General features: G+C 50.3%; 22 protein-coding genes, 2 tRNA genes and 1 pseudogene. 21 read left to right on the top strand and 4 right to left on the bottom strand.

Annotated elements, in window-relative coordinates; all coding sequences use genetic code 11:
* The first annotated feature begins 41 nt into the window (after nucleotides 1-41).
* From nuoG to ABHF33_RS03970, 19 genes are all read left to right on the top strand, one after another.
* Nucleotides 42-2,351: an NADH-quinone oxidoreductase subunit NuoG gene (gene nuoG, locus ABHF33_RS04060; protein ID WP_348945759.1), complete on the top strand. Its 2,310-nt coding sequence runs from the start codon at nucleotides 42-44 to the stop codon at nucleotides 2,349-2,351.
* A 7-nt stretch (nucleotides 2,352-2,358) separates the two neighbouring features.
* Nucleotides 2,359-3,429, top strand: coding sequence for an NADH-quinone oxidoreductase subunit NuoH (gene nuoH / locus ABHF33_RS04055; protein WP_432803971.1), 1,071 nt, complete (start codon nucleotides 2,359-2,361; stop codon nucleotides 3,427-3,429).
* A gap of 18 nt (nucleotides 3,430-3,447) precedes the next feature.
* Nucleotides 3,448-3,939: an NADH-quinone oxidoreductase subunit NuoI gene (nuoI, locus tag ABHF33_RS04050; protein ID WP_348945757.1), complete on the top strand. Its 492-nt coding sequence runs from the start codon at nucleotides 3,448-3,450 to the stop codon at nucleotides 3,937-3,939.
* A gap of 18 nt (nucleotides 3,940-3,957) precedes the next feature.
* Nucleotides 3,958-4,590 carry an NADH-quinone oxidoreductase subunit J gene (locus tag ABHF33_RS04045; RefSeq protein ID WP_348945756.1) on the top strand — a complete coding sequence of 211 codons (633 nt, stop codon included), beginning with the start codon at nucleotides 3,958-3,960 and terminating at the stop codon, nucleotides 4,588-4,590.
* 12 nt (nucleotides 4,591-4,602) lie between these two features.
* Nucleotides 4,603-4,908 carry an NADH-quinone oxidoreductase subunit NuoK gene (gene nuoK / locus ABHF33_RS04040; RefSeq protein WP_348945755.1) on the top strand — a complete coding sequence of 102 codons (306 nt, stop codon included), beginning with the start codon at nucleotides 4,603-4,605 and terminating at the stop codon, nucleotides 4,906-4,908.
* Nucleotides 4,909-4,940: 32 nt separating this feature from the next.
* Complete coding sequence (nuoL, locus tag ABHF33_RS04035) at nucleotides 4,941-6,980, top strand: NADH-quinone oxidoreductase subunit L (RefSeq protein WP_348945754.1); 2,040 nt, start codon at nucleotides 4,941-4,943, stop codon at nucleotides 6,978-6,980.
* A 50-nt stretch (nucleotides 6,981-7,030) separates the two neighbouring features.
* Nucleotides 7,031-8,536, top strand: a complete 1,506-nt coding sequence (locus ABHF33_RS04030) for an NADH-quinone oxidoreductase subunit M (protein ID WP_348945753.1) — start codon at nucleotides 7,031-7,033, stop codon at nucleotides 8,534-8,536.
* Between the two features lie 28 nt (nucleotides 8,537-8,564).
* Nucleotides 8,565-10,025, top strand: a complete 1,461-nt coding sequence (nuoN, locus tag ABHF33_RS04025; RefSeq protein WP_157314103.1) for an NADH-quinone oxidoreductase subunit NuoN — start codon at nucleotides 8,565-8,567, stop codon at nucleotides 10,023-10,025.
* Nucleotides 10,026-10,041: 16 nt separating this feature from the next.
* Entirely contained in the window at nucleotides 10,042-10,341 is a 300-nt protein-coding gene (locus ABHF33_RS04020; protein ID WP_348945752.1) for a DUF2818 family protein, read from the top strand.
* Between the two features lie 77 nt (nucleotides 10,342-10,418).
* Nucleotides 10,419-10,495, top strand: a tRNA-Val gene (locus ABHF33_RS04015).
* A 167-nt stretch (nucleotides 10,496-10,662) separates the two neighbouring features.
* Nucleotides 10,663-12,567 carry a threonine--tRNA ligase gene (gene thrS / locus ABHF33_RS04010; RefSeq protein ID WP_348945751.1) on the top strand — a complete coding sequence of 635 codons (1,905 nt, stop codon included), beginning with the start codon at nucleotides 10,663-10,665 and terminating at the stop codon, nucleotides 12,565-12,567.
* A 42-nt stretch (nucleotides 12,568-12,609) separates the two neighbouring features.
* Complete coding sequence (gene infC / locus ABHF33_RS04005) at nucleotides 12,610-13,137, top strand: translation initiation factor IF-3 (RefSeq protein WP_157314100.1); 528 nt, start codon at nucleotides 12,610-12,612, stop codon at nucleotides 13,135-13,137.
* 138 nt (nucleotides 13,138-13,275) lie between these two features.
* The gene (gene rpmI, locus ABHF33_RS04000) at nucleotides 13,276-13,473 is read left to right on the top strand and encodes a 50S ribosomal protein L35 (protein WP_157314099.1); all 198 of its coding nucleotides are present in this window, start codon (nucleotides 13,276-13,278) and stop codon (nucleotides 13,471-13,473) included.
* Between the two features lie 15 nt (nucleotides 13,474-13,488).
* Nucleotides 13,489-13,848 (top strand): 50S ribosomal protein L20, encoded by a 360-nt coding sequence (gene rplT, locus ABHF33_RS03995; RefSeq protein WP_157314098.1) that lies wholly within the window; start codon nucleotides 13,489-13,491, stop codon nucleotides 13,846-13,848.
* A gap of 165 nt (nucleotides 13,849-14,013) precedes the next feature.
* Entirely contained in the window at nucleotides 14,014-15,009 is a 996-nt protein-coding gene (gene pheS, locus ABHF33_RS03990; RefSeq protein ID WP_348945750.1) for a phenylalanine--tRNA ligase subunit alpha, read from the top strand.
* Between the two features lie 15 nt (nucleotides 15,010-15,024).
* Entirely contained in the window at nucleotides 15,025-17,379 is a 2,355-nt protein-coding gene (gene pheT, locus ABHF33_RS03985) for a phenylalanine--tRNA ligase subunit beta (protein WP_348945749.1), read from the top strand.
* 20 nt (nucleotides 17,380-17,399) lie between these two features.
* Nucleotides 17,400-17,717, top strand: coding sequence for an integration host factor subunit alpha (locus tag ABHF33_RS03980; protein ID WP_157314195.1), 318 nt, complete (start codon nucleotides 17,400-17,402; stop codon nucleotides 17,715-17,717).
* Entirely contained in the window at nucleotides 17,683-18,051 is a 369-nt protein-coding gene (locus ABHF33_RS03975) for a MerR family transcriptional regulator (protein WP_348945748.1), read from the top strand. The genes ABHF33_RS03980 and ABHF33_RS03975 overlap by 35 nt, the downstream gene beginning before the upstream one ends.
* Nucleotides 18,052-18,143: 92 nt before the next feature.
* Nucleotides 18,144-18,220 (top strand) — tRNA-Pro (locus ABHF33_RS03970).
* Nucleotides 18,221-18,290: 70 nt separating this feature from the next.
* Here the strand turns inward: ABHF33_RS03970 and ABHF33_RS03965 are convergent.
* From ABHF33_RS03965 to ABHF33_RS03950, 4 genes are read right to left on the bottom strand one after another with little or no spacing between them, the layout of a single operon-like run.
* Nucleotides 18,291-18,719, bottom strand: a complete 429-nt coding sequence (locus tag ABHF33_RS03965; protein ID WP_348945747.1) for a type I restriction enzyme endonuclease domain-containing protein — start codon at nucleotides 18,717-18,719, stop codon at nucleotides 18,291-18,293.
* Nucleotides 18,676-18,807 (bottom strand): hypothetical protein, encoded by a 132-nt coding sequence (locus tag ABHF33_RS03960; protein ID WP_348945746.1) that lies wholly within the window; start codon nucleotides 18,805-18,807, stop codon nucleotides 18,676-18,678. Before ABHF33_RS03960 ends, ABHF33_RS03965 begins: the two co-directional genes overlap by 44 nt.
* Nucleotides 18,808-18,809: 2 nt before the next feature.
* Nucleotides 18,810-19,118 (bottom strand): helix-turn-helix domain-containing protein, encoded by a 309-nt coding sequence (locus tag ABHF33_RS03955; protein WP_348945745.1) that lies wholly within the window; start codon nucleotides 19,116-19,118, stop codon nucleotides 18,810-18,812.
* Nucleotides 19,115-19,333, bottom strand: a complete 219-nt coding sequence (locus ABHF33_RS03950; protein ID WP_348945744.1) for a helix-turn-helix transcriptional regulator — start codon at nucleotides 19,331-19,333, stop codon at nucleotides 19,115-19,117. The genes ABHF33_RS03955 and ABHF33_RS03950 overlap by 4 nt, the downstream gene beginning before the upstream one ends.
* 95 nt (nucleotides 19,334-19,428) lie before the next feature.
* On the opposite strand from ABHF33_RS03950, the pseudogene ABHF33_RS03945 reads away from it, so the two are divergent.
* Nucleotides 19,429-20,592 (top strand): annotated as a pseudogene (locus ABHF33_RS03945) (IS3 family transposase).
* A 475-nt stretch (nucleotides 20,593-21,067) separates the two neighbouring features.
* A complete protein-coding gene (locus ABHF33_RS03940; RefSeq protein WP_348945743.1) occupies nucleotides 21,068-22,327 on the top strand; it encodes a tyrosine-type recombinase/integrase in 1,260 nt (419 codons plus the stop codon).
* Nucleotides 22,328-22,336: the final 9 nt, after the last annotated feature.

Below are 22,336 nucleotides of genomic sequence, written 5' to 3'. Positions count from 1 at the left end.
CAAGTTTTCTTTTGAATTATTGCCTTTGAATCGAGTCGAGCATGCTGGAAATCGAAATCGACGGTAAAAAATTGACAGTCCCTGGTGGTAGCACCGTGATGGACGCAGCCAATTCAATTGGTGTGCATATCCCTCACTTTTGCTATCACAAAAAACTGTCGATTGCCGCAAACTGCCGTATGTGCCTAGTCCAGGTCGAAAAAGCACCCAAGCCTTTACCGGCCTGTGCCACGCCTGTTACCGATGGTATGAAAGTATTTACCCATTCTGATCAGGCTGTGACTGCTCAGAAAGGCGTAATGGAATTTCTGCTGATCAATCACCCTCTTGACTGTCCAATTTGTGACCAGGGCGGTGAGTGTCAGTTGCAGGATCTGGCCGTAGGTTATGGTCAGTCTGGTTCCGATTACGCTGAAGAAAAACGCGTTGTTGCCAATAAAGACCTTGGTCCGTTGATTTCTACCGATATGACGCGTTGCATCCATTGCAGCCGTTGTGTCCGCTTTACCGAAGAAATCGCTGGCTTCCAGGAGCTGGGTATGGCCAATCGCGGCGAATTTACTGAAGTGATGCCATTTATTGGCAAGACGGTAAATTCCGAAATTTCCGGCAATGTGATCGACTTGTGTCCGGTTGGCGCTTTAACGAGCAAACCATTCCGCTACACCGCTCGCACGTGGGAGCTGTCACGTCGCAAGTCAGTTGGTGCGCACGATGGCTTGGGTTCTAACTTGGTTATTCAAGTTAAGAACAATAAAGTAATGCGTGTCTTGCCGCTGGAAAACGAAGCAATCAATGAATGCTGGTTGTCTGACCGCGATCGTTACTCGTACGAAGCATTGAACAGCCAAGAACGTCTGACCAAACCGATGCTCAAGCAAGGTGGCGTTTGGCAGGAAACTGACTGGCAAACTGCGCTGGAATACGTTGCGAATGGCCTGAAACAAGTTGTCGCTGAACATGGCAAAGACAGTGTTGCTGCAGTTGCTTCAGCAAGCAGCACAGTGGAAGAATTGTTCACGCTGCGCAAATTGATGGCAGGTTTGGGTGTTGAAGCCGTTCAAGCCTTTGCACGCAATGCTGACTTCTCGGTGAAAACGCAGGGCGCTAAATGGCTTGGCCAATCGCTCGAAGAATTGTCGCAAAACGAAGCAGTATTGATCGTTGGCTCAACTGTTCGTAAAGAACAGCCTTTGCTGGCTCAACGTCTGCGTCAGTCAGTGAAAAAAGGCATGGCCTTGTCACTGGTTAATGTTCACGCTGATGATCTCTTGACTGAGTTGGCTGGCGAAGTAGTTGTTCGTCCAGACCAATTGGTTGAGGGTCTGCTACAAGTTGTTAAAGCCGTAGTTGAGCTCAAATCGGTTGCTGCTCCTGCTGGTATCGATTTGAGTAACGTTGTAGTTGGCGACGCTGCACGCGCAATTGCAAATAGCTTTGAAGGCAAAACAAAAGCTGCTGTCTTGCTGGGCAATATCGCACAAACATCGGCTCGTTACGCTGAAATCTACGCTGCGGCTGCTGCATTAGCAGCCTTGACTGGTGCTAAGTTGGGCGTTCCAGCTGTAGCAGCCAATAGTGTGGGTGCTGAATTGATCGGCGCTGATGTGGGCGGTAACGTTTTCGCAGCTGGCAAAAAAGCTTATGTATTCGTGGGTGTAGAGCCTGAATTCGACGCGCACAACGGCGCGCAAGCGTTGGCTGCTGCAAAACAAGCTGAAATGGTTGTGGTGATGTCGGCGTTCCAGAGCTGTGCGATGGATTACGCGGATGTCTTGCTGCCAATCTCTCCATTCACTGAGACGTCAGGTACGTTTGTGAACATGGAAGGTAAAGCGCAAAGCTTTAACGGTGTGGTTCGCCCATTGGGTGAAACACGCCCAGCTTGGAAAGTATTCCGTGTACTGGGTAATGTCTTGGGCTTTAACGGCTTTGACTACAACTCATCGGAAGAAATTCGTGATGAAGCGCTGGCAGGTGATATTGCAAGCCGTCTGAACAATGCCTTGGCGACTTCTGTTGCTGTGGCAGCAAAATCAGCACAAGGTCTGGTTCGTTTGGGTGAAGTGCCTGTTTATCAAGGCGACTCAATTGTCCGTCGTGCACCAAGCTTGCAGGCAACTGCTGATGCAGCGCTGGCGGCTACAGTTCGCCTCAATGCAGCGACCATCGCCAAACTTGGTCTCGTTGATGGTGGCAAAGCCATCGTTAAACAAGGGCAGGGTAGTGCCGAGCTGACTGTTAAGCTGGACGCAGGCTTGCAAGATGATGTCGTCCGCGTTGCAACGTCTCATCCTCTGACTCGCGATTTGGGCGAGATGGTGGGTGCTGTTGAAGTACTCAAAGGATAAGGGGTAGATAATGGAATTTCTACAAAACATCCTCACTGGGTACTTGAGCGCAGAGACTGCTTATCAAGTGGCATTCCTGGTTTGGACTTTGCTCAAGATCGTTCTGATCGTTGCGCCGATTATGGGCGCAGTGGCTTACCTGACTTTGGCCGAGCGTAAAGTGATTGGTTATATGCAGATCCGTATCGGCCCGAACCGGGTTGGTCCGTTCGGTTTGCTGCAGCCAATCGCTGACGGTGTGAAGCTCCTGCTTAAAGAGATCATTGCGCCTTCCGCTGCCGATAAGAAGTTATTCTTCTTGGCGCCCGTGATGGTATTGGTCCCTGCGCTAGCTGCGTGGGCGGTTGTACCGTTTTACCCCGGGTATGTATTGGCTGACGTTAACGTAGGTTTGCTCTACGTAATGGCTATTACATCAATGGGCGTTTACGGTGTGATCTTGGCGGGCTGGGCATCTAACTCGAAATACGCGTTTCTGGGTGGTATGCGTGCCGCAGCTCAGGTGATTTCGTACGAGTTGGCGATGGGCTTTGCGCTGGTTGGCGTGATCATGGTTTCAGGTAGCTTGAATCTGACGGCCATCGTAGAGCAGCAGGGCTCGGGTGCAATGGGCGGCTCGATTCTGTCTTGGAATCTGATCCCGCTGCTGCCACTGTTCGTTGTTTACTTCATTGCTGGTGTTGCCGAGACCAACCGCGCACCATTTGACGTTACCGAAGGTGAATCCGAGATCGTTGCCGGTCACATGGTTGAATACTCAGGCATGAGTTTCGCGCTGTTCTTCTTGGCTGAATACGCCAATATGATCCTGATTTCGGCGATGGCATCGGTGATGTTCTTGGGCGGCTGGTTGTCTCCGTTCCCGGCATCGATTCCGGTACTCGGCGCTGCAAGCCCACTGTGGTGGGTATTAAAAGTAGCTTTCCTGCTGTTCTGCTTCTTGTGGTTCCGCGCTACTTTCCCGCGTTACCGCTACGACCAACTGATGCGCCTGGGCTGGAAAATTTTCATCCCTGTGACTTTGGTGTGGATTATCGTGGTCGGTGCCTGGATGCAGACCCCTTGGTCGATCTGGTAAGAGAAAAGGACAGAGACCGTGGAAAAAATTTCGTATTTCTTTAAAACCTTCTTGCTGTGGGAGTTGGTGCTGGGTCTGAAATTGACTGGCCGCCACTTCTTCCAGCGCAAGATCACTGTTCAGTTTCCGGACGAAAAAACGCCGTATAGCCCGCGCTTCCGTGGTCTGCACGCGCAACGTCGTTATGCCAACGGTGAAGAGCGTTGTATTGCTTGTAAATTGTGTGAAGCAGTTTGCCCGGCAATGGCGATTACGATCGAATCAGAAGCGCGTGACGACGACAAAACGCGTCGTACCAGCCGCTATGACATCGACCTGACAAAGTGCATTTTCTGTGGTTTCTGCGAAGAAGCCTGTCCAGTCGATGCCATTGTTGAAACACATATTTATGAATATCACGGTGAAAAACGTGGCGATTTGTATTACACCAAGCCGATGTTGCTGGCGGTAGGTGATCAATACGAAAAAGAAATCGCTGAGCGCAAAGCCGCTGATGCTAAATACCGCTAAGGGTTTCGAGCTATGGATATGAGTTTAGCGATTTTTTATGTATTTGCTGTCGTACTGGTTTTTGCTGCGTTCCGTGTGATCACAGCAAAAAACCCGGTTCACGCCGTGCTGTACTTGGTTCTTTCGTTTTTCAATAGCGCCGTCCTCTGGATGCTGATGAAAGCCGAATTTCTGGCGGTTTCGTTGATTGTGATTTACGTCGGGGCAGTGATGGTGCTGTTCCTGTTCGTCGTCATGATGCTCGATATCAACTTTGAAAAACTGCGCCAGAGCTTCTGGAAGTTCTTGCCGGTAGCCGGTACGGTGGCTGCGATTATGCTGGCCGAGATGGTGCTGATTCTGACGCATCGTTACGCCAAAATCGACAATGTGGTTGAGCCTTCGTTTGATACTGCTTCAGCCGAAGTCTTGGGCAAATTGATTTACACCGAATACTTCCTGCCATTCCAGCTCTCGGCTGTCTTGCTGCTGGTTGGTATGGTGGCTGCGATTGCCCTGACGCTGCGTAAACGTAAAAACACGAAATATATTAATCCGGGTGATCAAGTCCGTATTAAGCGTGAAGACCGTGTGCGCATGGTGAAAATGAAGTCTGAGCCTAAATTCGTCGCTGATGATGCATCAGCTGGCGAAGATAAGCCTGCTGCATAATAGGGGACGACAGTGCTAACGCTTACACATTACCTCGTACTTGGCGCAATCATGTTTGCTGTCAGTGTATTTGGCATTTTCATGAACCGTAAAAACCTGATCGTATTGCTGATGGCAATCGAGCTGATGCTTTTGTCGGTCAACATGAACTTCATCGCGTTTTCGCAGTTTTTGGGCGACACCGCGGGTCAGATTTTCGTCTTCTTTATCCTGACCGTAGCCGCTGCAGAATCTGCTATCGGCTTGGCGATCTTGGTGGTGCTCTTCCGTAATCTGCGGTCGATCGACGTCGAAGATCTGGATAGTCTGAAGGGTTAAACCGGACAACATTAAATCGGACAAGAATACCAATGGACATGAAATCGATTTATCTGCTGATCCCGCTTGCGCCGCTGTTTGGTGCGCTGATCGCCGGCCTGTTTGGCTGGTTAATCGGCCGCCGCGCAGCACACTGCGTGACCATCGCGGGCGTTGCCGTTTCGTTCGGCTTATCAGCATACGTGCTGCAGTATTTGCTTGCAGGTGGCGAATCATTTAACGGTACGGTATATACCTGGCTCACCGTCAATGGCGTTGATCTGAACGTCGGCTTTCTGGTCGACAATCTGACCGCCATGATGATGTGTGTGGTGACTTTTGTATCACTGATGGTGCATCTGTATACCATCGGCTATATGCATGAAGATCCGGGCTATCAGCGTTTCTTTAGCTACATCTCACTGTTTACCTTCTCAATGTTGATGCTCGTCATGAGTAACAACTTTGTGCAGCTGTTCTTTGGCTGGGAAGCGGTGGGTCTGGTTTCGTACTTGCTGATCGGCTTCTGGTTCAAACGCCCAACTGCGACGTTTGCCAACCTGAAGGCATTCCTAGTTAACCGTGTCGGTGACTTTGGTTTCCTGCTGGGTATCGGTCTGGTCTTGGCGCACTTTGGTTCGCTCGATTACGCAGAAGTATTTGCTAAAGCGCCTGAGCTGCAAAATGCCACAATCAGCATTTTGCCTGGTACGACTTGGTCGCTGATGACAGTAACGTGCATCTTGCTGTTTATTGGTGCAATGGGTAAATCAGCGCAATTTCCGCTGCATGTGTGGCTGCCCGATTCAATGGAAGGCCCGACACCGATCTCTGCCCTGATTCACGCGGCAACGATGGTTACAGCCGGTATCTTTATGGTTTCACGCATGTCGCCATTGTTCGAGATGTCGGAAACTGCACTGAATTTTGTGTTGGTGATTGGTGCAATTACTGCGCTATTTATGGGTTTCTTGGGCATTATTCAGAACGACATCAAACGTGTGGTCGCCTACTCAACACTGTCTCAGCTTGGCTATATGACTGTTGCTTTGGGCGCTTCAGCGTACTCGGTTGCGGTGTTCCACCTGATGACGCACGCGTTCTTTAAAGCTTTGCTGTTCCTTGCCGCTGGTTCGGTGATCATGGGTATGCATCACGATCAAGACATCCGCAATATGGGTGGCTTGCGCAAATACATGAAGATCACCTGGATCACTTCATTGCTGGGCTCGTTGGCATTGATCGGTACGCCGTTCCTGTCTGGTTTCTACTCGAAAGACTCGATCATCTTGGCGGTTCAGGCTTCAACGCTGCCAGGCGCTGGTTTTGCCTACTTCGCGGTGGTGGCCGGTGTCTTTGTTACTGCGTTCTATTCATTCCGCATGTACTTCTTGGTATTCCACGGTAAAGAGCAATGGATGCTGAAGAAAGATCATCACCATGCACATGACGCGCATGATGATCATGACCATCACCATGGTCTGGGTCCGAATGACAAACCGCATGAGTCACCGTGGGTGGTTACGCTGCCATTGGTACTGTTGGCCATTCCTTCAGTCTTGATCGGTGCGTGGGCGATGACGCCAATGCTGGTCGGCGATTTCTTCAAAGATGTGATCTTTGTAAATCATGATCTGCATGGTGCGATGGAAGCTGTCGGTGAGCATGCTGAAGATTGGTACCACATGGGCATGCACGCCTTTGTAACGCTGCCATTCTGGTTGGCGGTTGCTGGTGTGGCGAGTGCTTACTTCTTCTACATGGTTAAGCCAGAAATTCCAGCTGCTCTGGATCGCTTCTTCACTTCAATTGGCGTGAAGAAACTGCTGGAAGAGAAATACTACATGGATCACTTGTACATCAACGGCTTTGCTGCTGGTGGTCGTGCATTGGGTACTGTGTTGTGGAAAGTGGGTGATACCCTGCTGATTGATGGTTTAGTTGTGAACGGTACGGCTAAATTGGTTGGATTGTTCTCGAATCTGACTCGTCGTATTCAAAGCGGCTATATCTATCACTACGCTTTTGCCATGATCCTCGGCGCTTTGTTGCTGCTGACGATTTGGTTGGGTGGTTTACTGCAAGTGCAGTAATCAGTGGGTTCACTGATTGCCAGATTTAATAATTAATAAGTAGGTTAACTATGACGGGTAATCTCCTCAGCCTTGCGGTCTGGATGCCAATTTTGGCAGGCTTGATCGTGCTCGCAACAGGAAGCGATAAAAACGCTACTGCTGCGCGCTGGCTGGCGCTCATTGGCGCTTTGGCCTCTTTCCTTGTAACAATTCCGCTGTACACCGGTTTCGATCTTCTGCATGGCGGTATGCAGTTTGAAGAAATGAAACCGTGGATTCAGAGTTTGAACATTAACTACCACCTGGGCGTTGACGGCTTGTCGATGTTCTTTGTGATCTTGAACAGCTTTACCACCTTGATGGTTGTATTGGCTGGCTGGCAAGTGATTGAAAAGCGTGTAGCGCAGTACATGGCTGCATTCTTGATCATGTCAGGCTTGATCAACGGTGCGTTTGTGGCGTTGGATGCGATTCTGTTCTACGTATTCTTCGAAGCGATGTTGATCCCGATGTACCTGATTATCGGTGTATGGGGTGGTCCAAATCGCGTGTACGCATCGGTGAAGTTCTTCTTGTACACGCTGATGGGTTCATTGCTGACTTTGGTAGCCTTTATCTACCTGTACTACCAATCTGGTGGCAGCTTCGAGATCGCTGAATACCATCGTCTGCCTTTGGGTATGGCTGCGCAGACCTTGCTGTTGGTAGCATTCTTCTTTGCCTTTGCGGTTAAAGTGCCAATGTGGCCTGTTCACACTTGGTTGCCAGATGCGCACGTTGAAGCACCTACTGGTGGTTCGATGGTACTGGCGGCGATTACGCTTAAACTGGGTGCTTACGGCTTCCTGCGATTTGCTCTGCCAATTGCACCGGATGCCTCTAGAGAGTATGCCTGGGTATTCGTAGCATTATCGCTGGTTGCGGTCGTATACATCGGTATGGTTGCTTTGGTGCAAACCGATATGAAAAAACTGGTGGCGTATTCTTCGATTTCCCATATGGGTTTCGTGTCACTGGGCTTCTTTATGTTTGGTGGCGTCAACGGCAATGAGCTGAACGCCTGGGCAGTTGAAGGTGCCTTGGTGCAGATGATTTCTCATGGCTTTGTGTCTGCCGCGATGTTCTTCTGTATTGGTGTCATGTATGACCGCGTACACAGCCGCAAGATTGCAGATTACGGCGGTGTTGCGAACAAAATGCCGATTTTTGCCGCCTTCATGATGCTGTTTGCAATGGCTAACTCAGGTCTGCCAGCCACTTCAGGTTTTGCCGGTGAATTCATGGTGATCTTGGGTGCGGTTCAGGTGAACTTCTGGTACGCCTTTGCTGCTGCAACCACGCTGATCTTCGGCGCGGCCTACACGCTGTGGATGTATAAACGTGTCATTTTTGGCGATGTGGGCAACGATAATGTGGCCGAGTTGAAAGACGTCAACGCACGTGAATTCTTGGTTTTGGCCATTTTGGCGATCGCAGTATTGGGTATGGGTTTGTTCCCTAAACCATTTACTGATGTGATGCACCAGTCAGTCAACGATCTGATCTGGCATGTTTCGCAATCCAAGCTCCACTAATCATCGACTTATAAAGTAGGCTAGAACCATGACCTGGACCAGTCTTAATCCATGGGTGGCAACGCCAGAGATCTTCTTGCTCTGTGCGGTATGTGCCATCCTGCTGATTGATTTATTTATCAGTGATGCCAAGCGCGGCATTACCTATGTTTTGACCCTGCTCACTTTGGGAGTAACCGCTGCGCTGGTTGTAGCAGGTCACGAGCCGCAAGCGCGTCTTGGCTTTAGTAATTCTTTCCTGGCTGACGCTCTGTCTGATTATGCCAAGCTAGGGATGATTCTGGGTGTAGCCCTAGTATTGGTCTACGGCCGTTCATACGCAAAGGCTCGCGGGCTATACCGTGGTGAGTTTTTCACCTTGGCATTGTTTTCGCTGCTCGGGATGATGGTGATGGCTTCTGCAGTTAACTTCCTGACCCTGTACGTGGGCTTGGAATTGATGTCATTGTCGATCTACGCCATGGTTGCGCTCAATCGCGATTCATTTGCCTCAACCGAAGCGGCAATGAAGTACTTTGTGCTGGGCGCATTGGCGTCAGGCATGTTGCTCTACGGCATGTCCATGCTGTACGGCGCAACGGGTACGCTTGATGTATTTGCGATTGCGAAAGCGATTCAGCAAGGTTCTGCAAATAACCTGCTGGTGGTCTTTGGTCTGGTGTTCGTGGTGACAGGTCTGGGCTTTAAATTTGGTGCTGTGCCATTCCATATGTGGGTGCCTGATGTGTATCAGGGTGCGCCTACACCGATGACGCAACTGATTTCGACTGCACCAAAAATTGCCGTGTTTGTCTTTACCTTGCGTGTATTGGCGCAGGCGCTGGAAGGTTTCGCGCCTGATTGGCGCGGCATGCTGATGATCTTGGCAGTATTGTCGATTGGTCTGGGTAACATCACCGCGATTGCACAAACCAATATCAAACGTATGTTCGGTTACTCGACCATTTCGCATATGGGTTTTGTATTGCTGGGTATTCTGGTGGCAACGCCTAATGGCTACGCAGCATCCTTCTTCTATGTCATGAGCTATTTGCTGATGGGCGCTGCCGGTTTTGGCGTGCTCATGCTGTTGTCGCGGGAAGGCTTTGAAGCGGATCAGATCGCCGATTTGAAAGGCCTGAATCAACGCAGCCCATGGTTTGCCTTGATGATGCTGTTTACCATGTTCTCAATGGCGGGTATCCCGGTATTCCTCGGCTTCTTTGCAAAACTATCAGTCTTGAAAGAGATCGTTAACATGCAAATGGTGTGGCTGGCTGTTGTGGCGGTCGCATTCTCGCTGATCGGTGCTTTCTACTATCTGCGCGTTGTGAAAGTGATGTACTTTGACAATCCGGAAAGCTCTGAGCCATTAATCGCTGGCTTTGATGCCAAAGTGGTATTGTCAATCAACTGTCTGCTTCTGTTGGTTCTCGGTCTGATGCCAAACACATTGATGACCGTGCTGATTGATGCAGTGCAGCGCTCGATCATTCCTGGTGTTCACTAAGATTGATATCGATTAAATGCAAAATTTGCTATTAATTGGCACCTTGGCGGCTTTGGCCGCCAATTTGCCTTTCCTGACGGAAAAAATTCTGTTTGTTTTTCAGCCTAAATCAGAGAAAAAACTTTTTTTCTGGCGCGTGCTGGAATTAGGTTTTTTCTTTGTTCTGGTCGGCTTTATTGCAAGGCTGATTGAAGGGCAGGTCAGTCCGGTTCATGCGCAGAATTGGCAATTTTATGCCAGTACGCTATCGCTATTTCTGGTATTGGCTTGGCCCGGGTTTGTTTGGCGTTTTTTTTGGCGCAAGCCTGGATTATAAGCTTTGCTGTATTCGGTCTTGGTCGCTGGCTTAGTTCTTGCCAAAGCGTTCTAGCCCGTTTATGATTGCGCTTCTTTAGGCACGTAGCTCAGCTGGTTAGAGCACCACCTTGACATGGTGGGGGTCGTTGGTTCGAGTCCAATCGTGCCTACCAACACAGAGGAACAAGAATGACCACAACGCGCACCACAACCTTTTTCAATTTAGGTTAAGCCGTTCACAGGTCTTGTTTCTGAAAAAGTGCGGCGTAAGCCGCACTTTTTTTTTATCTCGTTTAAATATTGATTTCGGCGCAAGCTGATACTTGTAAGGGCGAAAAAAATGCCAGTTGTAACTCTTCCAGATGGTTCGCAGCGCCAGTTTGAATCCGCAGTGACAATTGCTGAAGTCGCGGCAAGTATCGGGGCGGGTCTTGCCCGTGCCGCATTGGCAGGTAAAGTGGATGGCCAGCTGGTGGATACCAGCTATATGATTGATCGTGATGTCAATTTGGCGATCATCACCGAGAAAGATGCTGATGGTTTGGAGGTGATTCGCCACTCAACCGCTCACTTGTTGGCGTATGCAGTCAAGCAACTCTTCCCGACTGCTCAAGTAACGATTGGCCCTGCGATTGAAAACGGCTTTTACTACGATTTTTCGTACGAACGTCCATTCACGCCCGATGATCTGGTGTTGATCGAGAAGAAAATGCAGGAGCTGGCCAAGCAGGATATTCCGGTCGAGCGCTATGAGTTGTCGCGTGATGAGGCTGTGGCTTACTTCAAAAGCATTGGTGAAATCTACAAAGCCGAGATTATCGAATCGATTCCTGCCGATCAAACATTAAGTCTGTATCGTGAAGGCGACTTTACCGACTTGTGCCGTGGACCACACGTACCTTCGACGGGCAAACTTAAAGTCTTCAAACTGATGAAAGTAGCTGGTGCTTACTGGCGTGGCGACAGCAAAAATGAAATGCTGACGCGTATTTATGGTACGGCTTGGGCCAAGAAAGAAGATTTGGCGCAATATCTGCATATGCTCGAAGAAGCTGAGAAGCGCGATCACCGCAAAATCGGTAAGCAGCTTGACTTGTTCCACATGCAAGATGAAGCGCCAGGTATGGTGTTCTGGCATCCTAAGGGATGGACTCTGTGGCAGACGATTGAACAATACATGCGTCGCAAGCTGAATCAGCATGGTTACGATGAGATTCGTACGCCAATGGTAATGGATCGCTCCTTGTGGGAAAAATCGGGTCATTGGGAAAATTATCACGACAATATGTTCACCACGGAGTCGGAAAAACGCGATTATGCGGTAAAACCGATGAACTGCCCTGGTCATATTCAGGTCTTCAACCAAGGTCTGCGCTCTTACCGTGATTTGCCGCTGCGTTACGCCGAGTTTGGCTCATGCCACCGCAACGAGCCATCTGGCTCGCTGCACGGCATTATGCGCGTGCGTGGCTTTGTACAAGATGATGCGCATATTTTCTGTACTGAAGATCAGGTGCAGCAAGAAGCTGCGGCTTTTATCGATTTACTGAAAGAAGTCTATGCTGACTTTGGTTTTAGCGAGATTTTAGTCAAGCTATCGACTCGTCCAGAAAAACGTGTCGGCACTGAAGAGAGCTGGGATAAAGCCGAAGCCGCGCTGGCAGCCGCTTTGCAGTCACAAGGCTTGGAGTTTGAGTATCTACCGGGTGAGGGCGCGTTCTATGGCCCGAAAATTGAATTTACATTGAAAGACTGCTTGGGTCGTCTGTGGCAGTGCGGTACTTTGCAGATTGATCCGAACTTGCCCGAGCGCCTTGGTGCTGAATATGTGGGTGAAGACAATGCTAAGCATCGTCCAATCATGCTCCACCGTGCAGTACTCGGCTCGCTTGAGCGTTTCATTGGTATTCTGATCGAAAACTTCGCGGGCGCATTTCCGGTATGGCTCGCGCCGGTGCAGTTGGTGGTGATGAATATTTCTGAATCGCAGCGCGAATATGCGCAGGATGTAACCGCTCGTCTCAATCAAAATGGACTTCGTGCCATTGCTGACTTGAGAAATGAGAAAATAACCTATAAAATTCGCGAACATAGCTTGCAGCGTTTGCCTTATCAGCTAATTATTGGCGATAAAGAGCGTGATGCAGGTTTGGTGGCCGTGCGAAATCGCAGCGGTGAAGACTTGGGGCAGATGACGGTTGATGCGCTTGTCGCGCTCATCCAGTCGGAAATGCCTAAAGTCTAACGCTTGCCGATGCACGGTTTTGTTTTTGAATGACTTGGAGTAATGACAATAGCTGCTCAGGACAAAGGCCCGCGGATCAATGGTGAGATCACCGCGCGCGAAATTCGTTTACAAGGTGTGGATGGCGATCAACTCGGTATTGTATCGCTGAATCAAGCTCTTCAAATGGCTGAAGATGCAGATGTCGATCTCGTTGAGATTGCGCCTAATGCACAGCCACCAGTTTGCCGTCTGATGGACTTTGGCAAATTCCGTTACGAAGAGGCCAAAAAGAAGCACGCTGCCAAGCTCAAGCAAAAGCAGGTACAGGTTAAAGAAATCAAACTGCGCCCAGGTACCGACGAAAACGACTACCAAGTTAAACTGCGTGGCGCGATTCGCTTTCTGAATGATGGCGACAAATGCAAATTCACTTTGCGTTTCCGTGGTCGTGAAATGGCGCACCAGGAAATCGGTATGGCTCAGCTTAAGCGTGTAGAAGCTGATCTGGCCGAGCTGGCAGTCGTTGAGCAATATCCACGGCTCGAAGGTCGCCAGATGGTTATGATGCTGGCACCGAAGAAAAAATAACAGGCTGGCGACTGTGTCTGTATAAGGCCTGCCGCAAGGCAGTGCTAACAGTCGTAACAAAAGCGGGGTGGCGGGTATTAAGTTCTAATCTTTTTTAGACGCCTGTCGCCTGATCTAATAGCTCATCGGAGCAATGCAATGCCAAAGATGAAAACCAAGAGCAGCGCGAAAAAGCGCTTTACAGTACTTGGCGGTGGTGGTGTTAAGCGCAGCCATGCGTTCAAACGTCACATCTTGACCAAGAAAACTACTAAAACCAAGCGTCAATTGCGCGGTACGTCTATGGTCGATGCGACCAATATGGCGTCTGTTCGTGCAATGTTGCCCTACGCATAACCTAAGGAGAATCACATGCCTCGCGTTAAACGTGGTGTAACCGCTCGTGCTCGTCATAAGAAAGTTTTAGCCCTCGCTAAGGGTTATCGTGGTCGTCGTAAGAACGTCTATCGCATCGCTAAACAAGCGGTGATGAAAGCCGGTCAATACGCGTACCGTGACCGTCGTCAGAAAAAACGTCAATTCCGTCAATTGTGGATCGCGCGTATCAACGCCGCTTCACGTGAGTGCGGTTTGGCGTACAGCCGCTTCATGAATGGCCTGAAAAAGGCTGGCATCGTGGTTGACCGTAAAGTGTTGGCTGACTTGGCTGTATTCGACAAACCAGCATTTGCTGCTTTTGTTGAAAAAGCTAAAGCTAGTCTCGCTGTATAATCGGTTCTGCTGATGAGAAGGGAGGCTTAGCCTCCCTTTTTTATTCAGTTTTTTCTCTGCTTTCGAAAATATTTCGTCAACACAACTGTGAGCCAATCTGATTGGCAAGTCGTTGGTTTGCTTAAATATTTTCCATTCACATTTCAATAGATCGGGCGCAAAACCATGGTTGCGAACGTGCAAACGTTACTTGAAGCCGGTTTGGTCGCATTAGATGCGACCAATGATCCGGTAGAGCTAGAAAATGTCAAAGCCCTTTACGTCGGTAAACAGGGCGAAATTACCCAACTCATGAAGCAATTGGCCGCTTTGCCCCCGGAAGAGAAAAAATCTTTCGGCGCAACGGTCAATCAGGCCAAGCAAGCGTTTGAAGCTGCGCTCAACGCCAAGCGCGATGCGATTGCTGCGCAAAAACTGGCAGCCCAATTGGCTGCCGAAGCGTTGGATATCAGTTTGCCGGGGCGTGGTACAGCCAAAGGTGGCCTGCACCCAGTGACGCTCGTGCAACAACGCATTGAAACGCTATTTGCCAGCATGGGCTTTGCCGTTGCCGATGGCCCGGAAATCGAAAACGACTTCCACAATTTCGAAGCGCTGAATATTCCTAAAAATCACCCTGCACGGGCGATGCAGGATACGTTCTATGTCGAAAACGATGGCGAGCCATTGGTATTGCGTACGCATACATCGCCAATTCAGGTGCGCTACATGCTCAATAATGAGCCACCGATCAAAATCGTAGCGCCGGGTCGCGTGTATCGCGTTGATTCGGATGCGACGCACTCTCCGATGTTCCACCAGATGGAAGGTCTGTGGGTCGATGCGAATGTCTCGTTCGCTGATTTGAAATCAGTGATTGTCGACTTCCTGCGTCGCTTCTTCGAGCGTGATGATTTGGAAGTGCGTTTCCGCCCATCCTTCTTCCCATTCACCGAACCATCGGCCGAGATCGACGTGAAATGGTCAAAAGGCTGGATGGAGGTCGGCGGTTGCGGCATGGTTCATCCGAACGTCCTGAAAAACGTCAACATCGATGCCGAGAAATACACCGGTTTCGCGTTCGGGATTGGCTTGGATCGTTTTGCAATGCTGTATTACGGCGTGAACGATTTGCGCCAGTTCTTCGACAACGACCTGTCTTTCTTGTCTCAATTCAAATAAGCCGAGCCGGTAATTATGAAATTTTCTGAACAGTGGTTGCGTAGCTGGGTAAATCCTGCGATCAATTCTGACGAGTTGGCTCATCTGTTGACGATGGCCGGTCTTGAAGTGGAAGAGAACGATCCGGCGGCGCCTGAATTTACTGAAGTCTATGTCGCGGAAGTGCTCAGCGTGACCAAGCATCCTGATGCGGATCGCTTGAATGTATGTAGCGTGAATGTTGGCGAAGCTGAGCCATTACAAATTGTATGTGGCGCGGCCAATGTTGCGGTTGGTATTAAAGTACCGTGCGCGCGCGTTGGTGCCGTATTGCCGGGCGACTTTAAGATCAAAAAAGCTAAAGTGCGTGGCGTTGAGTCGATGGGTATGTTGTGTGCCGAGCAAGAAATTGGCTTGGCGGAAGAATCGTCTGGCTTGCTGATTTTGCCTGCGGATGCGCCGGTGGGCATGCCGATTCGCGAGTACCTCCATCTTGATGATCGCTTGATGACTTTGAAGCTGACGCCGAATCGTTGTGATTGCCTGTCGATTCGTGGTCTGGCGCGTGAAGTAGCTGCGCTGACCAAGGCCGAATTGTGCGCGGTTGAAACGCCAACGGTGGCGGTGACTGCGACTCAAGCACGTGGCGTTAATCTACAAGCAGGTGATGCCTGCCCTCGGTATGCGGGTAGAGCCATTGTTGGTGTTAATCAAGCAGCATATACCCCTGATTGGATGAAGCAGCGCCTTGAGCGCTGTGGCGTTCGTTCTATTTCGGCGATTGTTGACGTGACCAATTACGTCTTGCTCGAGCTTGGTCAGCCTATGCACGCCTTCGATTTGGCGAAATTGCAGGGCGACATCAATGTGCGTTTCGCAAAAGCGGGTGAGAAGATCAAACTGCTCAACGAAAAAGAGCTGGGGCTCACCGACGATTTGCTGGTGATTGCTGATGATGTAAAACCCGTTGCCCTTGCTGGCATCATGGGCGGCGCAGAATCGAGCGTTGAAGCGGGTTGTACTGATATTTTCCTTGAGTCAGCCTTCTTTGCGCCGAACGTGATTGCCGGTAAAGGCCGTCGTTTCGGCTTCTCATCGGACTCTAGCCATCGCTTTGAGCGTGGCGTGGATTTTGGTTATGTGCGTGAAGCGCTGGAACGTGCTACCGCCTTGATTATCGAGATCTGCGGTGGTCAAGCTGGCCCAGTCACCGAATCATCGGCCGAGTTGCCTGCGCGCAAACCCGTTGCGCTGCGCGTGTCTCGCGTGGCTAAAGTGCTGGGTATTAGCCTGCCCGCGGCTGAGATCGTAGCTTTGTTGCAAGGCTTGGGTCTGGCAAGTGAGCTGGCGGGCGATGTGATCACCGTGAGGCCACCGTCTTACCGCTTCGATATCGAAATCGAAGAAGATCTAATCGAAGAAGTGGCGCGCGTCTTTGGTTACGACAATATTCCGGTGCAGCCAAGCAATGCGCGCAGCGCGATGCTGCCGCAGCCCGGCCATCTGCGTAGTAAAAACGTACTGAAACAAATCATCGCGGGTCGTGACTATCAGGAAGCCATTTCCTACGCCTTTGTCGAAGCGCAATGGGAAGCAGATTTTGCTGCGAATAATGCGCCGATCAAGCTGATCAATCCGATTGCCAGCCAAATGAGCGTAATGCGCTCAACGCTGCTCGGCGGCTTGATTTCTGCACTGCAACACAATCAAAACCGCAAGCAAGACCGCGTGCGCTTGTTTGAAGTAGCGCGCGTGTTTAATGGCTTGAATGCCGAGCAGCAACCAGAGAAAATCGCCGCCCTTGCTTGGGGTGGTCGTGTGGCTGAGCAGTGGGGTACGGGCAAAGAGCGCGTTGATTTCTTTGACGTGAAAGCCGACGTTGAAGCCTTGCTCGCGCCACGCGTGGCCGAATTCCGTCGCGCGAGTCATCCTGCGCTGCACCCAGGCCGTTCGGCTGAGGTAGTGCTTGATGGCCAAGCGATTGGCTTTCTCGGTGAACTACACCCACAGTGGGTACAAAAATACAGCCTGCAAAATGCCCCAGTGGTGTTTGAGCTGGATGTCGCAGCGCTGACGCAAGTGCAGAAGTTGAGTGCGGGCGCGGTATCCAAATTCCAGCCGGTACGCCGTGATTTGGCCTTGCTGATGGATGAGAGCGTCACCGTAGATCAACTCAAAACCGCTTTTGCAAGTGCCAAGCAGGCAATTGTGGCAAACATTGATGTGTTCGATGTTTACCGTGGAAAAGGTTTGCCAGAAGGTAAAAAGAGCCTTGCATTCAAAGTGTTATTGCAAGATACTCACAAAACTTTAACAGATGAAGAAGTCGATGCTGCGATTGCAGCATTGATGAAGAAGGCAGAAACATGCGGCGCGATCTTGAGAACATAATGCAGTACGAAGCGAGTACTTTGACCTTAACCAAGGCTGACTTGGCCGATATGTTGTTTGATAAGGTGGGTCTGAATAAACGTGAAGCCAAAGATATGGTGGAAGCGTTTTTTGATGAAATTCGTAGTGCTTTGGCTGAAGGCGATACGGTGAAATTGTCAGGTTTTGGTAATTTCCAGTTGCGCGATAAGCCGCAGCGCCCAGGCCGCAATCCCAAAACCGGTGAAGAGATTCCTATTTCAGCGCGCCGCGTGGTGACATTCCACGCCAGCCAAAAACTAAAAGGTATGGTTGAAGTTCACTATGCAAAACTCCAGCAGCGTTATTCCAACCAATGAGTTACCGTCGATACCGGCCAAGCGCTACTTCACCATTGGTGAAGTTAGCGATTTGTGCGGTGTCAAACCTCATGTTCTGCGCTATTGGGAACAGGAGTTTACGCAGTTAAAACCGGTTAAACGCCGAGGCAATCGGCGCTACTACCAGCATCACGAAGTGCTGTTGGTGCGCCGGATACGCTCACTGCTGTACGAGCAAGGCTTCACCATCAGTGGAGCGCGTAATCAATTGGGTACGCATCTGGCTGAAGTAGGGCACTTTGATTCTGGCGAAGTCAGCCTGACTGAAGTGCGTCACGAATTGGAAGACTTGCTGGCGTGGCTGGATAATTAAGCATTTTGCCTGGGGTGCAGGAGGCCACATGGATAGAAAAATCCATGCGATGTCTTGAGGTGAAATGTAAGCTCTGTTAGAATGCATTCTCTCGGAATATGGCGCAGCCTGGTAGCGCACTTGCATGGGGTGCAAGGGGTCGCGAGTTCGAATCCCGCTATTCCGACCAAATAAAACAATGGGTTACAACTTCACGGTTGTAACCCATTTTTTATGTCTGCCGATCTTGCCTGTGCCAACTAAGACCATTCGCAGCCTAGTGCTTCAGCCTGTTGCAGCACCACTTGTACAGCTTCCTCCTGATCATCTGGCGTATATTTATATTTGCGCAGGATGCGCTTCACCATCAGGCGCAGCTTGGCGCGCACGCTTTCGCGCTGCGACCAATCCACGCTGATATTGGCGCGCAGGTTTTCGGTGAGTTCGTGGGCGATTGTTTTCAGGATTTCATCTCCCTGCATCATCACTGCGGCTTCGTTATTGGCCAGCGCATCGTAAAACTTCACTTCATCTTCAGGCAGCCCGAGCTGTTGCCCACGCAAAGCCGCATCGCGGAATTTCTTGGCCATCGCGACCAGCTCTTCCATCACCTGTGCGGTTTCAATACCGCGGTTCTGGTAGCGCTTACCCCATTCGGTGGGGTAGCCAGTCGTGCGGTGCTTTGCCAAATCGCTCTGCGGCTTTTATGGCATTAAACCAGCCTGCATCGTTAAATTGCATTGCCGCACCATTAAACTCCACTGGTATGATTTTCATGGCTATTCCCTCTTTGATTTATTGGCTTTGGCGACATATTCGGGGCTAGGCCATAGCGGACTGCCTAAGGAATATTGCGCGACTTTGCGGCGGGTTTTTCCGCGATAAAGCACTTCAGGCAATACCGTTGTTTTGATATTGAAACCCTTGCAACGCAAGTCGTGAATGCGTGCGGCGGCTTCGGGGATCGCGCAATCTGCGGTTAAATAAAACGAAATAACGGGCTGATTGCTGCGCTGATGCTGCTGCAATATATCCAGCACATCGGCGCATTGACCGCTAACAATGGGGAGCTGTGGAAAATGGCTCATTTTTTGCCCCCTTGATTGCGTGCTTGAATGCAAGCCTGCATATAGGCGTGCACTTCGGATTCAACAAAGGCGCCGGAATGCGAGCCTAGTTTGACGGGCTTGGGAAAGCTCGGATCATGGCGCGGTGACTTGGGGTTAAGGCGGTCATAAACCGCATTTTTCGATAAACCGATTAGCCCGGTAACGATGGGCATGCGTAAAAAGGTTTCAGACATGTTTGCACCTCGTAGTGCTTGGTTGAACTGTTGTGGTTCAATGATTTCGGACACCAACTTAGGTGGTAATCTCGCCACCATTAACGAGGTGTTTCATGAGCAAAGTTCGCAGGACATTTACCCCGGAATTTAAAGCCGAAGCCGCCAGTCTGGTCGTCGATCAAGGCCACACGGTGTCACAAGCCAGTAAGGCGATGAACGTCGGCGAGAACATACTGCGTCGCTGGATTAAGCAGCTGAAACAGGAAAGACAGGGCATCACGCCGCAGGCCAGAGCACTCACGCCAGACCAGCGTCGCATTCAGGAGCTCGAAGCGCGCATTGATCGGCTGGAACGGGAGAAAGCCCTGTTAAAAAAAGCCACAGCTCTCTTAATGGCGGACGAACTCAATCGTACGCGCTGGTAGACCAATTAAGTGAGCATGAACCCGTAGAAATGGTCTGCAGCACCTTCGGTATTTGCCGTTCCAGTTATTACCATTACCGGCATCGACGCCAGCATATTGATCGTGAACGGATCGAGTTGCGCGCCAAAGTACGCAATCTGTTTAAGCAAAGTCGAAATGCGGCAGGTAGCCGCAGTCTAGTCTGGATGCTGGCGGTACGAAGGCATTACGGCTGGCCGATATAAAGTGCGCCAGCTCATGCGAGAAGCCGATTTGCAGTGCAAACAGCCAGGCGCGCATCGCTACAAAGTCCACAAAGATGAACGTCCAGACATTCCGCACTTATTGCAGAGGGCGTTTAATCCGGAGCAACCGAATCAGGTCTGGTGTGGCGATATCACCTATATTTGGGCGGGTAATCGCTGGATTTATCTGGCTGTGGTGCTGGATTTGTTTGCCCGTTGCGTGGTGGGCTGGGCGCTTAGTGAGCACCCGGATGCCGAGGTAGTCAGCCGTGCGTTAGATCATGCCTGGCAACAGCGTGGCCAGCCACTGGGAGTGATATTTCACTCGGATCAGGGTAGCCAATATGGCAGTCGGTTGTTTAGGCAACGGATATGGCGCTACCAGATGCAGCAAAGCATGAGTCGGCGCGGGTGCTGTTGGGATAATGCGCCGATGGTGCGGCTATTTCGCAGTCTTAAAACAGAATGGATACCAAAGCCTGGGTATGAATCTGCAGAAGAAGCCAGGCTGGATATTGGCGTTTACCTGATGGCGTATTACAACTGGCAGCGGCCACACACCGCCAATGGCGGGCTAGCCCCTGCCATTAAGGAAAGACAACTTAATTTACTGTCCGAGAATTGTTGACCACAACATTCTCGCTTGGCTTGGCGTTGACGAGCTGTAAATGCTCAAGCTGATTGGCGGCTACTTTCTTGGGCATGATGCACCCTTCTAATGCTATGTACCCCTGTACTCTACAGCAGGGGTGCAAGAAGGGGTACAAAAGAATCGGCTGGTATAGAACGCCCTCGCACTTCTACGGACAACAAAAAACCCGCAAAGCTAGGCTGGTTGCGGGTTTCTTGACGGTCTTGGACTTCTGCGAACTCATTAGTGGTGCTCGGAGCCGGAATCGAACCGGCACACCTTGCGGCGAGAGATTTTAAGTCTCTCAATTAATTCTTTTCCGAACTTTGTTGTACTTAAGGTTAACCCATAAATGCTTTGATTTTATTGGAATATATTCCTGTATAATCCCTCGTAGTTCGATAGCTTCCGGCCTTTTTGGTTAACCCAGTGGTTGACCTAAGGCTGTGGGTTAACCAGAAGCGGGGGATATATGGCAGAAAAACTTTTATCTGCGGCAAATGTCACGAATGCCAAGCCAAAAGACAAAGTTTATACATTGGCTGACGGTGGCAATCTGTATTTGCGCGTCAAGCCAAGCGGTAGCAAAGCATGGGTATTCATTTACAAGGATGCTTACCGAAAGAATAAAATGATTACGCTTGGAGCAAGCCAAGATCACAAACTAGCTGATGCGAGGAAGTGGGCAGAAGGTTTGCGGGCGATGTTGGATAAAGACATTGATCCGCAAAATGAGCGTGCAGAACGCAAGCGCGAGGCGGTAGCTGCTCAAGGCAAAACGCTTGGCGCTTTGCTGGCTGGATATATTGGAGTCCTTAAAAAAAGAGGTGCTGCGTCGGCTAGCTCAGTCGAAAATTGTTTACAGCTACATATCCCCCTTCAGCTTAGAAACAAACCCGCCGCTGATGTTACTAAGGACGATTTGATCGAGCCTATACGTAAATTGGTAAACGCGAGTAAAGGCCGAACCGCCGCCAGATTGCGCAGCTATTTACGTACATCGTTTGAGCTGGCTTTGACTGCCCCAGATGACCCCAACGCTCCCGCTGAAATGCTTGGTTTTGGTTTGGCCGTTAATCCTGTTGATCGAATCAAAACGCTTCCTGAGTACAACAGAGCCAGCGAGCGAAGTTTAAGCCGTGAAGAGTTGGCAGAATATCAACGGCGTATTGCTTCAATCAAAAAGTCCCCTGATCTGCGAGACATACTGCGACTAGCTTTGCTATTGGGTGGTCAGCGCTTTACACAGCTAGCACAAGCTGAATTGGCGAAAGATATAGACGGGCAGCCGATTATTGTCATCATGGACAGCAAAGGCCGCCGCCAGCAGCCGCGCCGTCATGTATTGCCGCTACAAGGCGAGGCACTAGCGATTGTGCAGGCGAGGGGTAATCGCTTGTTTGGATTGGATGCCACACAAGCCGAAGCCTTTACCAAGTCCATATCCAGCAAAATCTCTCAGATTAGCAAGGCCATGATTGCTGATGAAATTACGACAGAACCATTCCGAGGCGGTGATATACGCCGGACTTGTGAAACACACCTAGCGGCAATGGGTTTTGATGAAGGCAAGCTCGCTCGTTTATTGTCGCATGGTCTTGGTGGGGTTCAGGCTAGGCATTACAACAAGCACGACTATTTGCCTGAGAACCGACAAATTCTAGCTGCGTGGGAAAATGCCCTGAGCGCAGCACCAGCCGATAATGTTATCCCGTTGCGCGTTGCAGTTTAATCGAAGTTG

It is taken from the genome of Chitinibacter sp. FCG-7, assembly GCF_040047665.1.
Lineage (GTDB): Bacteria > Pseudomonadota > Gammaproteobacteria > Burkholderiales > Chitinibacteraceae > Chitinibacter > Chitinibacter mangrovi.
The sequence above is the reverse complement of the archived record's forward strand: the minus strand, read 5'-3'. Positions and strand labels throughout refer to the sequence as shown.